Genomic DNA, 12,907 nt, shown 5'->3' on the forward strand with positions numbered 1-12,907 from the left:
GGCAGGGGTGTTGTGGGTGCTCCCAAAGCACCCCAGTCTTTTGAGGTTGAAAATATGAACGGTCAGAATATTCGAATTCGCCTTAAGGCATTCGACCATCGCATTCTCGATACGTCAGCAAAGGAAATCGTGTCCACAGCTAAGCGCACAGGCGCAAACGTTCGTGGTCCAGTTCCTCTTCCGACCCATATCGAGAAGTTCACTGTCAACCGTTCGCCGCATGTTAACAAGAAAAGCCGTGAGCAGTTCGAGATCCGTACGCACAAGCGTCTCCTCGACATCATCGACCCGACCCCTCAGACGGTTGATGCCCTCATGAAGCTAGATCTTGCGGCCGGTGTGGACGTTGAAATTAAGCTCTAACGTGAGCGAGAGGCAAGAGTAGCCATGCGTTCTGGTGTGATCGCACAGAAGTTGGGAATGACCCGCATTTATACCGAAGCCGGAGAACATGTTCCGGTTACGGTTCTCAAAGTTGAGAATTGCCAGGTTGTTGCTCAGCGTACTGTAGAGAAAAACGGCTATACCGCACTTCAGTTGGGTGTAGGCAAAGCCAAAGTAAAAAATGTTTCGAAGCCAATGCGCGGCCACTTTGCCGTAGCAAAGGTAGAACCGAAGCGTAAACTTGCTGAATTCCGCGTAAGCGAAGAAAACCTCATCGAGGTTGGTTCTGAGTTGACTGCGGATCACTATATTGCTGGTCAGCATGTGGATGTTGTTGGTACGTCAATTGGTAAAGGCTTCGCCGGCTCCATGAAACGTCACAATTTCGGTGGTGGACGTGCAACGCACGGTAACTCCATTTCCCACCGTGCCCACGGCTCTACCGGTCAGTGTCAGGATCCAGGCAAGGTCTTTAAAGGCAAAAAGATGGCTGGTCACATGGGCTCGACCCGCGTGACGACCCAGAATCTGAAGGTTGTTAAAACCGATGCCGACCGTGGTCTGGTTCTGGTTCAGGGTGCTGTTCCTGGTTCCAAGGGCGGTTGGATTCTCATCAAGGATGCTGTCAAGAAGGCTCGTCCTGAAGGGGTTCCGCTTCCTGGTGCTATCCGTAGCGCAGACGCTCCAGCAGTTGAAGCGCCAGCAGCGGAGGGTGAAGAATAATGGAACTTAAAGTTAAAACCCTTGACGGCGGTGATGCAGGTTCCGTAGCTGTTTCCGACACTGTATTTGGTCTCGAACCACGCGCGGACATCATTGCCCGCATGGTTCGCTTCCAGCAGATGAAGAAAATGGCTGGTACGCACAAAACCAAGACCCGTGCTGAAGTGATCGGCACTACCAAGAAATACCTTCGTCAGAAGGGTTCTGGTGGCGCTCGTCACGGCAACAAGAAGGTTCCACAGTTCCGTGGTGGTGGTCGTGCGTTTGGTCCGGTCGTTCGTGACCATGCAATCGAGCTGCCTAAAAAGGTTCGTGCGCTTGCGCTCAAACATGCCCTGTCTACCAAAGTGAAGAATGAAAATCTGATCATTCTTGACGATGCGAAGGCAGAAGCACCAAAGACCGCAGCCGTAAAGAAACAGATTTCCGGTCTGGGCATCGAAAGCGCTCTGATCATTTCCGGTAAGGAAGTGGACGAGAACTTCGCAAAAGCTGCCCGCAATATCGTCGGTATCGATGTGTTACCGGTTCAGGGCATCAACGTTCTTGATGTTCTGCGTCGCGACACTCTGGTTCTGACCAAGGCCGCAGTCGATGCTCTGGAGGAACGGTTCAAATGACCACCCTTCGTCATTACGATATCATCCGCAGCCCGGTGATCACCGAGAAGGCAACCATTCATTCCGAACAGGACAAGGTTGTTTTCAACGTATCCAAGGATGCGACTAAAACTGAAATCAAGGCCGCCGTAGAGGCACTGTTTTCCGTCAAGGTCAAAAGCGTCAACACTCTGGTCCGCAAGGGCAAGGTTAAACGCTTCAAAGGCATTATCGGCAAGCAGGTCGACGTGAAAAAAGCGATTGTTACCCTCGAAGAGGGCCAATCGATTGACGTCACGACTGGTCTTTAAGCAACGCGGGGATAGGCTTTAAGTCATGGCACTCAAGACCTTTAAACCGACAAGCCCAGGCACGCGTCAGCTGGTGATCGTAGACCGCTCCGATCTTTGGAAGGGGAAACCGGTCAAAACGCTCACCGAAGGCTTGACCAAGTCTGGCGGTCGTAACAACCATGGTCGCGTGACATCACGTCGTCGTGGTGGCGGTCATAAGCGTACCTATCGCATCATCGACTTCAAACGTCGTAAGTTTGACGTTGTTGGTACGGTAGAGCGTCTGGAATATGATCCAAACCGTACGGCATATATTGCTCTGGTTAATTATGAAGACGGCGAACAGGCATACATCCTGGCTCCTCAGCGCCTTAAAGCTGGTGACAAGGTTGTAGCTGCTAGTAAAGCTGCCGACATCAAACCGGGCAACGCAATGCCTCTGGCCAACATGCCAGTTGGCACGATCATCTACAACGTAGAGATCAAGCCAGGCAAAGGCGGTCAGATTGCTCGCTCTGCCGGTGCTTACGCTCAGCTTGTTGGTCGTGATAGCGGTTATGCAATCATTCGTTTGAATTCGGGTGAAACCCGTCTGGTGCTTGGTTCTTGCATGGCAAGCGTCGGTGCAGTTTCCAACCCGGAACATTCAAACATCAATCATGGTAAAGCTGGTCGTAGCCGTTGGCTCGGTAAACGTCCAGAAGTGCGCGGTGTCGTTATGAACCCGGTTGATCACCCACATGGTGGTGGTGAAGGCCGGACCTCTGGTGGTCGTCACCCTGTGTCTCCATGGGGCAAGCCTACTAAAGGCAAGCGTACTCGCTCTAACAAGTCGACCGACAAGTTTATTGTTCGTAGTCGTCATCAGCGCAAGAAATAAGGGTTAACCGATGGCACGTTCTGTTTGGAAAGGTCCGTTTGTAGACGGATACCTTCTGAAGAAGGCAGACAAGGTTCGCTCTTCTGGTCGTCACGAAGTGATCAAGACCTGGAGCCGTCGCTCCACGATCTTGCCTCACTTCGTCGGGCTCACCTTTGGTGTGTACAATGGTCAGAAGCATGTACCGGTTCTCGTCTCTGAGGAGATGGTCGGTCACAAGTTGGGCGAATTTTCTCCGACCCGTAACTATTACGGTCACGGGGCCGACAAGAAGGCTAGGAGGAAATAATGGGTAAGGCAAAACGCGCACGCGTCTTGAAAGACAACGAAGCTAAAGCGGTAACCCGCATGCTTCGCACGTCTCCGCAGAAGCTGAACCTTGTCGCAACGATGATTCGGGGGAAAAAGGTTGATACGGCTTTGGCTGACCTGACCTTCTCCTCCAAACGCATCGCGAAAGATGTAAAGAAGTGTTTGGAATCTGCGATCGCAAACGCTGAAAACAACCATGAACTGGATGTTGACAGCCTGATCGTTGCAGAAGCTTATGTTGGTAAGGCACTTGTGATGAAACGCTGGCAGCCACGTGCTCGTGGTCGTGTCGGCAAGATCCTCAAGCCTTTCTCCAACCTGACGATTGTTGTTCGTGAAGTTGAGGAGACAGCCTGATGGGTCACAAGGTTAATCCAATTGGTCTTCGTCTTGGGATCAACCGCACATGGGATTCTCGCTGGTATGCTGACAAAGGCGAATATGGCAATCTTCTTCATGAAGATTTTGCAATTCGCAGCATGCTGGAAAAAGAACTCAAGCAGGCAGCCGTATCCAAGATCGTTATCGAGCGTCCGCACAAAAAGTGCCGTGTGACCATTCACTCTGCACGTCCGGGCATCGTAATCGGCAAAAAAGGCGCCGATATCGAAAAACTTCGTGCGAAAGTTGGCAAGCTGACAACTTCCGATGTACATATCAACATTGTTGAGGTACGTAAGCCGGAAACAGATGCCAACCTCGTTGCTCAGTCCATCGCTCAGCAGCTGGAACGCCGTGTGGCTTTCCGTCGCGCGATGAAACGGGCCGTTCAGTCTGCTATGCGGATGGGCGCCGAAGGCATTCGTATCAACTGTGCAGGCCGTCTGGGTGGAGCCGAGATCGCACGTACCGAATGGTATCGTGAAGGTCGCGTTCCGCTTCATACTCTGCGCGCTGACATTGACTATGGTACTGCTGAAGCACTGACTGCTTATGGCATCTCTGGTATCAAGGTGTGGATCTACAAAGGCGAGATCATGGAACATGATCCAATGGCCTCTGAACGTCGCGCTTCTGAAAACCAGGATCAGGGCAATAACAGCAACCAGCGCCGTCGTAGCAATAAACCTGCTGCTTAATGTCGGTTACAAACTGAGTTAAGAGAGAAACACAATGCTGCAACCAAAGCGCACAAAATATCGCAAGCAGCACAAGGGCCGCATTCACGGCAACGCCAAAGGGGGCTATGAGCTCAACTTTGGTGCCTACGGCCTGAAGGCTCAGGAGCCTGCGCGTATCACCGCTCGTCAGATCGAGGCTGCGCGTCGTGCTATGACCCGTCACATGAAGCGTGCCGGTCGTGTGTGGATCCGTGTGTTCCCGGACCTGCCAGTATCCAAGAAACCTACCGAAGTCCGCATGGGTAAAGGTAAAGGTTCTCCTGAATATTGGGCAGCTCGCGTAGCACCGGGCCGTATTATGTTTGAAATCGATGGTGTACCTGAGGACATTGCTCGGGAAGCCATGCGGCTTGCCGCTGCGAAGTTGCCTATCAAGACACGCTTCGTACAGCGCATCGCCGACTAACGGTGTGAAGGGATAACCCGATGAAAGCATCAGATGTCCGCGCGATGACAGCGGATCAAATTGCTGATGAGTTGGAAAAGCTGAAGAAAGAGCAGTTCAATCTGCGCTTTCAGAAGGCAACTGGTCAGTTGGAAAATACCGTGCGTGTTCGCGAAGTTCGTCGTGATATTGCACGCCTGATGACCGTCGCGCAGCAAAAGCGCGTCGAGTCAGCAGAATAGGAGAGACGGGATGCCAAAGAGAATTTTGCAAGGCCTCGTCGTCAGCGACAAGCAGGACAAGACTGTCGTTGTGAAGGTTGAACGCCGTTTCACGCACCCGCTTCTCAAGAAGACTGTGCGTCGTTCCAAGCGTTATCAAGCTCATGACGAGGGGAATTCCTTCAAAGTAGGTGATCAGATCTTCATTCAGGAGTCCGCACCTATTTCTAAATCGAAACGTTGGGTTGTAGTAGGTACGGAACTTCCTACCTCTTAATCCGGCTTGGCAATTGGACGTAAACCCTGCGCAGTGATGCGTTAGGGGAGAATAAAAAAGGCGGCCAGTCATGATTCAGATGCAAACAAACCTTGACGTCGCGGATAACTCCGGCGCACGTCGTGTCATGTGCATCAAAGTGCTCGGCGGCTCCAAACGGAAATACGCAGGGATCGGCGATATCATCGTCGTATCTGTCAAGGAAGCGATTCCGCGTGGGCGTGTTAAGAAGGGCGATGTGATGAAGGCAGTTGTGGTTCGTACCGCAAAAGCTATTCGTCGTCCGGACGGCAGCGTCATCCGTTTTGACCGCAGTGCAGCTGTTCTGGTGAACAACAACAAGGAACCAATCGGTACCCGTATCTTCGGCCCGGTTCCTCGTGAGCTGCGTGCTCATAACCATATGAAAATCATTTCCCTTGCTCCGGAGGTGCTGTAATGGCTGCGAAACTCAAAAAGGGTGATCGCGTCATTGTTCTTGCCGGGAAAGACAAGGGCAAGAGCGGTGAAATTGTGCAAGTGATGCCTGCTGAAGAGCGGGCTATCGTGCGCGGTATCAACATGGTCAAACGCCATCAGCGTCAGAACCAGATGCAGGAAGCGGGTATAGTCAATAAAGAAGCCCCGATTCATCTGTCCAACCTGGCCCTGGCTGATCCTAAAGACAATAAACCGACCCGCGTTGGTTTCACTGTCAAGGACGGTAACAAAGTGCGTGTAGCCAAGCGTTCGGGAGATGTGATCGATGGCTGAGGCTGCTTACACCCCGCGTCTCAAGACGCTGTATGAAGATGTCATCCGCGCCAAAATGCAGGAACAGTTCAACTTCTCCAATCCACATCGGATGCCGAAGCTTGAAAAAGTTGTCCTGAACATGGGCGTTGGTGAAGCGGTTAACGATTCCAAGAAAGTTAAGGCTGCCTTGGAAGATCTGCAGGCAATTGCCGGTCAACAGCCGGTAGTGACCAAAGCGCGCAAGTCCATTGCGACCTTCAAGGTTCGTGAAGGCATGCCGATTGGTGTAAAAGTTACTCTGCGCGGCGACCGTATGTATGAATTTCTCGATCGTCTGATCACGATTGCGCTGCCTCGCGTACGCGACTTCCGTGGTCTTAACGGGAAGAGCTTTGACGGCAACGGCAACTATGCCATGGGCCTGAAAGAGCATATCGTCTTTCCAGAGATCGAATATGACAAAGTTGACCAGATCTGGGGCATGGACATCATCGTCTGCACAAGCACGAGCAGTGATGATGAAGCACGCGCCCTTCTGACAGAATTCAACTTCCCGTTCAACCGTTAAGGTCCCGCGGAAAGTACGAGGAATATGTAATGGCTAAAAAGAGCGCTGTCGAAAAGAACAAAGCTCGCGCACGGCTGGCAGACAAGTATTCTGCTAAGCGTGCAAAGCTGAAAGCCCTGGCAAAGGATGAGTCCCTGTCGCTTGAAGAGCGCTTCAAGGCTCGTTTGAAACTTGCTGAGCTTCCACGCAACTCCGCATCCATCCGCATCCGCAATCGTTGCGAAGTGACTGGCCGTCCACGCGGCTACTATCGCAAATTGAAGATGTCCCGTATTTCACTTCGCGAACTGGGCAACGAGGGTCAAATCCCTGGCCTGGTGAAGTCGAGCTGGTAAGGAGCGCGGTCCCATGGCAATGACTGATCCCCTTGGGGATATGTTGACCCGCATCCGCAATGCGCAGATGCGTAAAAAAACAAAGGTTTCCACTCCTGCATCCAAATTGCGTCAGCGCGTGCTTGACGTTTTGGCTTCAGAAGGGTACATCCGCGGCTACACCACCGTCGAATTCGAAGGCGGCAAGTCCGAACTCGAGGTCGAGCTGAAATACTTCGATGGAGAGCCGGTGATCCGTGAAATCCAACGCGTGTCCAAGCCTGGTCGTCGCGTGTATGCATCGGTTAAGAATATTCCGATCATCCACAACGGTCTGGGCGTGTCGATCGTCTCCACTCCGAAAGGGGTTATGGCCGATCATGACGCTCGCGAGAACAACGTGGGTGGTGAGGTTCTCTGCCGCGTCTTCTGATGCGGTTTGAACCTTGTTATCTCAGATCTAATTTCGGTCATAAAGGTCGAAATTAGATCAACGGTTTTAAAGCGATCAGCTTAAGTGCCTTTAAGGTCGGTAACCTTGGGCAGGCTGATCTCAGATCCGGACAGGTTAGTCTTATGTCACGTATTGGCAAAAAGCCTGTTGCAGTCCCTAGCGGTGTTACTGCGACAATTGATGGCAAGACCGTCAAAGCGAAGGGTCCGAAGGGTGAACTCTCTTTCGTACTCAACGAAGACGTCGATGCCAAAATGACGGATGATGGTATTCTGGTAGAGCCACGCAACAAGTCCAAGACTGCGCGGTCTCTTTGGGGCATGTCCCGCACCCAGATTCTCAACATCCTGAATGGTGTTTCTGCAGGTTTCGAAAAGAAACTTGATATCAACGGTGTGGGTTACCGCGCGCAGATGAAGGGCAAAGACCTTCAGCTCGCACTTGGTTTCTCTCATGATGTTGTCTATGAAGTTCCCGAAGGGATCACGGTTGCTTGTCCTAAGCCAACCGAGATCGTCGTGACCGGCATCGACAAACAGGCCGTTGGTCAGGTTGCTGCAGAGATCCGTAAATATCGTAGTCCTGAGCCTTACAAAGGCAAAGGCGTGAAATATAGTGATGAATTTATCTTCCGCAAGGAAGGTAAGAAGAAGTAACGGAAACTTATTATGGCGAAGGCACTATCTCAGTTTGAGCGTCGTCGTGCACGTGTACGTCGCGCCCTGAAAAAGACTGCCAACGGCCGTCCGCGTTTAAGTGTTAACCGGTCTTCCAAGCATATTTACGCTCAGATCATTGACGATGAACAAGGTGTTACACTCGTAGCAGCTTCTTCTATCGAAAAAGATCTTCGTGAAAAGCTGAAAACCGGCGCGGACACAGCCGCCGCTTCTGAAGTTGGCAAACTGATCGCTGAGCGAGCAGTTGCAGCCGGCCTGAAGGACGTGGTCTTTGATCGTGGTGGTTATATCTATCACGGACGTATCAAATCGCTCGCAGACGCTGCGCGCGAAGGCGGATTGAATTTCTAACGCGTCGGGCTACCGATTGCTCAGACGAGAGAAGAAAGCTCATGAACAAGAAACCTGATCGTAACGATCGTGAAGAGCGCGAAAGCGAATTCGTCGACCGCCTCGTCCACATCAACCGCGTTGCTAAAGTGGTTAAGGGTGGCCGCCGGTTCGGTTTCGCTGCGCTAGTCGTTATTGGTGACCAGAAGGGCCGTGTTGGCTTTGGTCACGGCAAGGCACGCGAAGTGCCAGAGGCCATTCGCAAGGCATCTGACGCAGCCAAACGGAATATGATCCGTGTACCACTCCGCGAGGGTCGCACCCTGCATCATGACGTTTATGGTCGCCACGGCGCCGGTAAAGTCACGCTGCGTGCTGCTCCTGCTGGTACTGGTATCATCGCGGGTGGTCCGATGCGTGCTGTGTTTGAAACACTGGGCGTGCAGGATGTGGTTGCCAAGTCTGTTGGTACTTCCAACCCGTACAACATGGTTCGTGCAACCTTTGACGCACTGAAAGCAGAAGACAGCCCTCGTGGCGTTGCTGCTCGCCGCGGTCTGAAGGTTTCCACGCTCCAGGCTCGTCGTCGTGTCTCTGATGGGGGGCGCTCTGACAGCTAAGCTGGATGAGTGAACCTTTCATCTCTAGATAAAAGAGGAGCCGGACATGGCAACTAAGGAACAGGGCACCGTTACTGTAGAACAGATCGGCAGTCCTCTGCGTCGGCCAAAAGATCAGCGCGCTACGCTGATCGGTCTTGGTCTTAACAAATTGCATCGTCGTCGTACTCTTCAGGACTCGCCTGAAGTTCGCGGCATGATCGCTAAAGTCTCTCACCTTGTCCGCGTAGTGGACCAGGACTAAGAGGCGGGAGAGTATTATGAAGCTCAACGAAATTCGCGATAACGACGGCGCTACGCATTCCCGCAAGCGCGTTGGTCGCGGCATCGGGTCCGGTCTGGGTAAAACCGGCGGACGTGGTGTCAAAGGTCAGAAGTCTCGCTCGGGTGTTGCTATCAAGGGCTTTGAAGGTGGTCAGATGCCATTGCATCGTCGTCTTCCAAAGCGCGGCTTTAACAACATCTTTGCAAAAGACTTCAATACCGTTTCCGTTAGACGTATTCAGCAGGCAATTGATGCTGGCAAACTGGACGCTTCGGCTCCGGTTACTGTAGCCACCCTCAAGGAAGCTGGTGTTGTGCGTCGTGTTCGTGACGGTGTTCGCTTGCTTAGTGATGGTGAACTGACTGCGAAAGTTTCCTTCGAAATCGAAGGCGCTTCCAAAGCAGCCATTGCAGCAGTGGAAAAAGCCGGTGGGTCTGTAAAGATCATCGGTGCAGAAGAATAAGAAGGGGGCTCATTTGAGCCTTCTTTTGCTTTAAGGGTAGTGATGGGAAGTGATTCCCGTCACACCCTATACATTTGTTTTGGCGCCCTTATATTTGATCTGACAATTTTGAGTTTAAGAGAGCGCTTCAAGCGGAGTAGAGAATGGCTTCGGCAGCAGAACAACTCGCCGCCAATATTAATTTTGGCGCCTTTGCAAAGGCAGACGAACTGAAAAAACGCATCTGGTTTACGCTGGGTGCTTTGTTGGTTTATCGCCTTGGTACTTATATTCCGCTTCCAGGGATCAACCCTGAAGCCCTGGCTAATGCCTTCAATAGTCATCAGAACGGCATTCTTGGCCTGTTCAACATGTTCTCAGGTGGCGCTGTTGGTCGTATGGCCATCTTTGCGCTCGGGATCATGCCTTACATTTCCGCCTCCATTATCATTCAGTTGATGACCACGGTGTCTCCGACTCTGGAACAGCTGAAAAAGGATGGGGCACGCGGTCAAAAGACCATCAACCAATATACCCGCTACGGTACCGTCATTCTTGCCACGCTGCAGGCATACGGCATCTCGGTCGGGCTTGAAGGGTCCAGTAGTATCGTATTGGATCCGGGACTGTTCTTCCGCTTCTCCACTGTGCTGACGCTTGTCGGCGGCACAATGTTCATGATGTGGCTGGGCGAACAGATCACGGCACGCGGTATCGGCAACGGTATCTCCCTGATCATCTTCTCGGGTATTGTGGCCAACCTGCCTACGGCTGTCGCACATACCCTTGAGCTGGGTCGTCAGGGCACGCTCTCCACCGCAGTTATTCTGGGTGTTGTTGTTGTTGCTGCTCTCGTTATTGCTTTCATCGTCTTCATGGAACGTGCTCAGCGTCGTCTGATCATTCAGTATCCGAAGCGCCAGGTCGGCAACAAAATGTTCCAGGGCGATAGCTCGCATCTGCCACTGAAGCTGAACACGTCCGGCGTTATTCCGCCGATCTTTGCCTCTTCTCTGCTGCTGTTGCCAACCACCGTGGTGAACTTCATTTCCCGCGACGGTTCCGGGCCTGACTGGCTCAACACGGTGACTGCGCTGCTGGGGCATGGTCAACCTCTGTATATGCTGCTTTATGCTGCCTTGATTGTATTCTTCGTTTTCTTCTACACAGCGATTGTGTTCAATCCGCAAGACACTGCGGATAATCTGAAGAAGCATGGCGGCTTTATTCCGGGTATTCGTCCCGGGCAGCGGACGGCAGAGTATATTGACAAGATCCTGACCCGAATTTCTGTGATCGGTGCGATCTATCTGGTTCTCGTTTGTCTATTGCCCGAGTTTCTTATCTCCGCAACTGGCGTTCCATTCTACTTCGGGGGCACGTCCCTGTTGATTGTGGTCAGCGTAACCATGGATACGGTTTCTCAGATCCAGGGACATTTGCTGGCCCAACAATATGAAGGGCTGGTCAAGAAATCGAAGCTAAGAGGAAAACGTCGATGAGATTGATTCTGCTGGGACCACCGGGTGCGGGTAAGGGTACGCAGGCTGAACGACTGGTGAATGACTTTAGTATTTGCCAGCTATCTACCGGTGAAATGTTGCGCGCAGCTGTTGCTGCCAAGACGCCAGTAGGCCTGCAAGTGGAACAGATCTTGGAACGTGGCGAACTGGTTTCAGATGAAGTGGTCTGCGCGATCATTTCCGACCGTATCGACGAAGCAGATTGTGCCAATGGGTTCATTCTCGATGGCTTCCCGCGTACGATTGCTCAGGCTGAAGCTCTGGACAAGTTGCTTGAAGAAAAAGATCTCAAGCTGGATGCTGTCGTAGAAATCAGCGTTGACGAAGGTATCCTTCTATCTCGTATCGAAAAGCGTGCGTCCGAGACCGTGGGCGGTGCCCGTGCTGATGACAATGCTGAATCGCTGAAAAAGCGGTTGGCTGTCTATCGTGAGCAGACAGCTCCCCTGATCGACTATTATGCCAAGACAGGTCTTCTGAAGACTGTTGATGGCATGCAGGACATCGAAGCCGTTGCGGCTTCCATCAAGAACGCCCTGTCATAATAATTTCTGAAGATCCGGCAATCCTATGGTCGTCGGGTCTTTTTCTTTGGTCGCGCGGGTAGGGTGGTGTTTTTGCCGTTTGCTTGTGCGCAAAGATGATAAATTTGAAAAAGTCAACTATTTTGTCGCATTTGCGGGTTTTGAGGTTGACTTACTTCAAGTGAATCCGGTACTAACCGGCGCTAATCACGTTTTGTTACGTGGCAGTGTTCGGAGGCCCAAAGCTTTCGAGCACATTTTTGCGTTCTGTTCTCAGGCGCATAGTTTGTTCTCCGGTCTTGTGACCAAATGGAGGTCAAACCAAAAATGAAGAAAACTGTCTCCTACCATTAAGCCCTCAGGCTAAGGATGGGGAGGGGATGTCCAACAGTCTGCAGCTAGATAGGTAACTGTCCGCTGTAACGAGGAGATTAGACGTGGCCCGTATTGCTGGCGTCAATATACCGACGAACAAGCGCGTCATCATCGCGCTTCAATATATCCATGGCATTGGCCCGAAGTTCGCCAAGGAAATTGTTGAACAAGTCAACATTGCTCCTGAGCGTCGTGTCAACGAACTGTCTGATGCTGAAGTTTTGAAAATCCGCGAAGTGATCGATGCCGGTTACACTGTGGAAGGTGATCTGCGTCGTCAGACATCGATGAACATCAAGCGCCTCATGGATCTGGCTTGCTACCGTGGCCTGCGCCACCGTCGTGGCCTGCCTGTTCGCGGTCAGCGCACACACACCAACGCTCGTACCCGCAAGGGTCCTGCAAAAGCGATCGCTGGTAAAAAGAAATAATCCACGTCCGGTGGAGCCGCTGGTATCACGGCGGTGTAGAGATCGAGGTAAAATATGGCTAAAGATGCCTCGCGCGTTAAGCGTCGCGAACGTAAAAATATTACGTCTGGCGTAGCGCATGTGAATTCAACCTTCAACAACACCATGATCACCATCTCTGACGCTCAGGGGAATACCATCTCCTGGTCTTCAGCTGGTGCTATGGGGTTCAAGGGCTCTCGTAAGTCCACCCCGTTTGCCGCTCAGATGGCTGGTGAAGATGCAGGTAAAAAAGCTGCCGAACATGGCATGAAAACTCTCGAAGTTGAAGTTCGCGGTCCTGGTTCAGGGCGTGAATCTGCACTTCGTGCTTTGCAGGCAGCGGGCTTTACTATTACGTCCATCCGTGACGTGTCCCCAATCCCGCACAATGGTTGTCGTCCGCGCAAGCGTCGTCGCGTCTAATTGTAAT

Annotated in this window: 25 protein-coding genes; all 25 read left to right on the plus strand. The window is 52.0% G+C overall.

What is annotated here, in order from left to right; genetic code table 11:
* The first annotated feature begins 54 nt into the window (after nucleotides 1-54).
* A complete protein-coding gene (rpsJ, locus tag ACKPCT_RS03470; RefSeq protein ID WP_090072145.1) occupies nucleotides 55-363 on the plus strand; it encodes a 30S ribosomal protein S10 in 309 nt (102 codons plus the stop codon).
* 24 nt (nucleotides 364-387) lie between these two features.
* Nucleotides 388-1,107 (plus strand): 50S ribosomal protein L3, encoded by a 720-nt coding sequence (gene rplC, locus ACKPCT_RS03475; protein ID WP_319568411.1) that lies wholly within the window; start codon nucleotides 388-390, stop codon nucleotides 1,105-1,107.
* Nucleotides 1,107-1,727, plus strand: coding sequence for a 50S ribosomal protein L4 (gene rplD, locus ACKPCT_RS03480; RefSeq protein WP_090072141.1), 621 nt, complete (start codon nucleotides 1,107-1,109; stop codon nucleotides 1,725-1,727). The genes rplC and rplD overlap by 1 nt, the downstream gene beginning before the upstream one ends.
* The gene (locus tag ACKPCT_RS03485) at nucleotides 1,724-2,017 is read left to right on the plus strand and encodes a 50S ribosomal protein L23 (protein WP_319513218.1); all 294 of its coding nucleotides are present in this window, start codon (nucleotides 1,724-1,726) and stop codon (nucleotides 2,015-2,017) included. Before rplD ends, ACKPCT_RS03485 begins: the two co-directional genes overlap by 4 nt.
* Nucleotides 2,018-2,042: 25 nt before the next feature.
* Entirely contained in the window at nucleotides 2,043-2,879 is an 837-nt protein-coding gene (rplB, locus tag ACKPCT_RS03490; RefSeq protein WP_090072137.1) for a 50S ribosomal protein L2, read from the plus strand.
* Between the two features lie 10 nt (nucleotides 2,880-2,889).
* Nucleotides 2,890-3,168, plus strand: a complete 279-nt coding sequence (rpsS, locus tag ACKPCT_RS03495) for a 30S ribosomal protein S19 (protein WP_090072135.1) — start codon at nucleotides 2,890-2,892, stop codon at nucleotides 3,166-3,168.
* Nucleotides 3,168-3,548 carry a 50S ribosomal protein L22 gene (gene rplV, locus ACKPCT_RS03500; RefSeq protein ID WP_090072133.1) on the plus strand — a complete coding sequence of 127 codons (381 nt, stop codon included), beginning with the start codon at nucleotides 3,168-3,170 and terminating at the stop codon, nucleotides 3,546-3,548. The genes rpsS and rplV overlap by 1 nt, the downstream gene beginning before the upstream one ends.
* Entirely contained in the window at nucleotides 3,548-4,270 is a 723-nt protein-coding gene (gene rpsC, locus ACKPCT_RS03505) for a 30S ribosomal protein S3 (protein ID WP_090072131.1), read from the plus strand. Before rplV ends, rpsC begins: the two co-directional genes overlap by 1 nt.
* Nucleotides 4,271-4,304: 34 nt before the next feature.
* Nucleotides 4,305-4,718 carry a 50S ribosomal protein L16 gene (gene rplP, locus ACKPCT_RS03510; protein WP_090072130.1) on the plus strand — a complete coding sequence of 138 codons (414 nt, stop codon included), beginning with the start codon at nucleotides 4,305-4,307 and terminating at the stop codon, nucleotides 4,716-4,718.
* Between the two features lie 20 nt (nucleotides 4,719-4,738).
* Nucleotides 4,739-4,939 carry a 50S ribosomal protein L29 gene (rpmC, locus tag ACKPCT_RS03515; RefSeq protein ID WP_090072128.1) on the plus strand — a complete coding sequence of 67 codons (201 nt, stop codon included), beginning with the start codon at nucleotides 4,739-4,741 and terminating at the stop codon, nucleotides 4,937-4,939.
* A gap of 10 nt (nucleotides 4,940-4,949) precedes the next feature.
* Nucleotides 4,950-5,195, plus strand: a complete 246-nt coding sequence (gene rpsQ, locus ACKPCT_RS03520) for a 30S ribosomal protein S17 (RefSeq protein ID WP_090072126.1) — start codon at nucleotides 4,950-4,952, stop codon at nucleotides 5,193-5,195.
* Nucleotides 5,196-5,265: 70 nt separating this feature from the next.
* Nucleotides 5,266-5,634 carry a 50S ribosomal protein L14 gene (gene rplN / locus ACKPCT_RS03525; protein ID WP_090072124.1) on the plus strand — a complete coding sequence of 123 codons (369 nt, stop codon included), beginning with the start codon at nucleotides 5,266-5,268 and terminating at the stop codon, nucleotides 5,632-5,634.
* Complete coding sequence (rplX, locus tag ACKPCT_RS03530) at nucleotides 5,634-5,948, plus strand: 50S ribosomal protein L24 (protein ID WP_090072122.1); 315 nt, start codon at nucleotides 5,634-5,636, stop codon at nucleotides 5,946-5,948. Before rplN ends, rplX begins: the two co-directional genes overlap by 1 nt.
* Complete coding sequence (gene rplE / locus ACKPCT_RS03535) at nucleotides 5,941-6,498, plus strand: 50S ribosomal protein L5 (protein ID WP_090072120.1); 558 nt, start codon at nucleotides 5,941-5,943, stop codon at nucleotides 6,496-6,498. The genes rplX and rplE overlap by 8 nt, the downstream gene beginning before the upstream one ends.
* A 29-nt stretch (nucleotides 6,499-6,527) precedes the next feature.
* Nucleotides 6,528-6,833 (plus strand): 30S ribosomal protein S14, encoded by a 306-nt coding sequence (gene rpsN, locus ACKPCT_RS03540; RefSeq protein WP_090072119.1) that lies wholly within the window; start codon nucleotides 6,528-6,530, stop codon nucleotides 6,831-6,833.
* Nucleotides 6,834-6,846: 13 nt separating this feature from the next.
* On the plus strand, nucleotides 6,847-7,245 hold the full coding sequence (gene rpsH / locus ACKPCT_RS03545; protein WP_090072117.1) for a 30S ribosomal protein S8: 399 nt from the start codon (nucleotides 6,847-6,849) through the stop codon (nucleotides 7,243-7,245).
* A gap of 143 nt (nucleotides 7,246-7,388) precedes the next feature.
* Nucleotides 7,389-7,922, plus strand: a complete 534-nt coding sequence (gene rplF / locus ACKPCT_RS03550) for a 50S ribosomal protein L6 (protein ID WP_090072115.1) — start codon at nucleotides 7,389-7,391, stop codon at nucleotides 7,920-7,922.
* 12 nt (nucleotides 7,923-7,934) lie between these two features.
* Nucleotides 7,935-8,297 (plus strand): 50S ribosomal protein L18, encoded by a 363-nt coding sequence (gene rplR, locus ACKPCT_RS03555; protein ID WP_090072109.1) that lies wholly within the window; start codon nucleotides 7,935-7,937, stop codon nucleotides 8,295-8,297.
* Nucleotides 8,298-8,338: 41 nt separating this feature from the next.
* Nucleotides 8,339-8,896 (plus strand): 30S ribosomal protein S5, encoded by a 558-nt coding sequence (gene rpsE / locus ACKPCT_RS03560; protein WP_090072103.1) that lies wholly within the window; start codon nucleotides 8,339-8,341, stop codon nucleotides 8,894-8,896.
* A gap of 46 nt (nucleotides 8,897-8,942) precedes the next feature.
* Nucleotides 8,943-9,140 (plus strand): 50S ribosomal protein L30, encoded by a 198-nt coding sequence (rpmD, locus tag ACKPCT_RS03565; RefSeq protein ID WP_090072096.1) that lies wholly within the window; start codon nucleotides 8,943-8,945, stop codon nucleotides 9,138-9,140.
* A 16-nt stretch (nucleotides 9,141-9,156) separates the two neighbouring features.
* Entirely contained in the window at nucleotides 9,157-9,624 is a 468-nt protein-coding gene (gene rplO, locus ACKPCT_RS03570; RefSeq protein WP_319568412.1) for a 50S ribosomal protein L15, read from the plus strand.
* Nucleotides 9,625-9,767: 143 nt separating this feature from the next.
* Entirely contained in the window at nucleotides 9,768-11,105 is a 1,338-nt protein-coding gene (gene secY / locus ACKPCT_RS03575) for a preprotein translocase subunit SecY (RefSeq protein ID WP_090072086.1), read from the plus strand.
* Nucleotides 11,102-11,671 (plus strand): adenylate kinase, encoded by a 570-nt coding sequence (locus tag ACKPCT_RS03580; protein ID WP_319568413.1) that lies wholly within the window; start codon nucleotides 11,102-11,104, stop codon nucleotides 11,669-11,671. Before secY ends, ACKPCT_RS03580 begins: the two co-directional genes overlap by 4 nt.
* Nucleotides 11,672-12,087: 416 nt before the next feature.
* On the plus strand, nucleotides 12,088-12,456 hold the full coding sequence (gene rpsM / locus ACKPCT_RS03585) for a 30S ribosomal protein S13 (RefSeq protein WP_090072080.1): 369 nt from the start codon (nucleotides 12,088-12,090) through the stop codon (nucleotides 12,454-12,456).
* Between the two features lie 54 nt (nucleotides 12,457-12,510).
* Nucleotides 12,511-12,900, plus strand: a complete 390-nt coding sequence (gene rpsK, locus ACKPCT_RS03590; protein WP_090072079.1) for a 30S ribosomal protein S11 — start codon at nucleotides 12,511-12,513, stop codon at nucleotides 12,898-12,900.
* Nucleotides 12,901-12,907 lie beyond the last annotated feature (7 nt).

Origin of the sequence: Cohaesibacter marisflavi (genome assembly GCF_963665895.2) — a bacterium.
GTDB lineage: Bacteria > Pseudomonadota > Alphaproteobacteria > Rhizobiales > Cohaesibacteraceae > Cohaesibacter > Cohaesibacter marisflavi.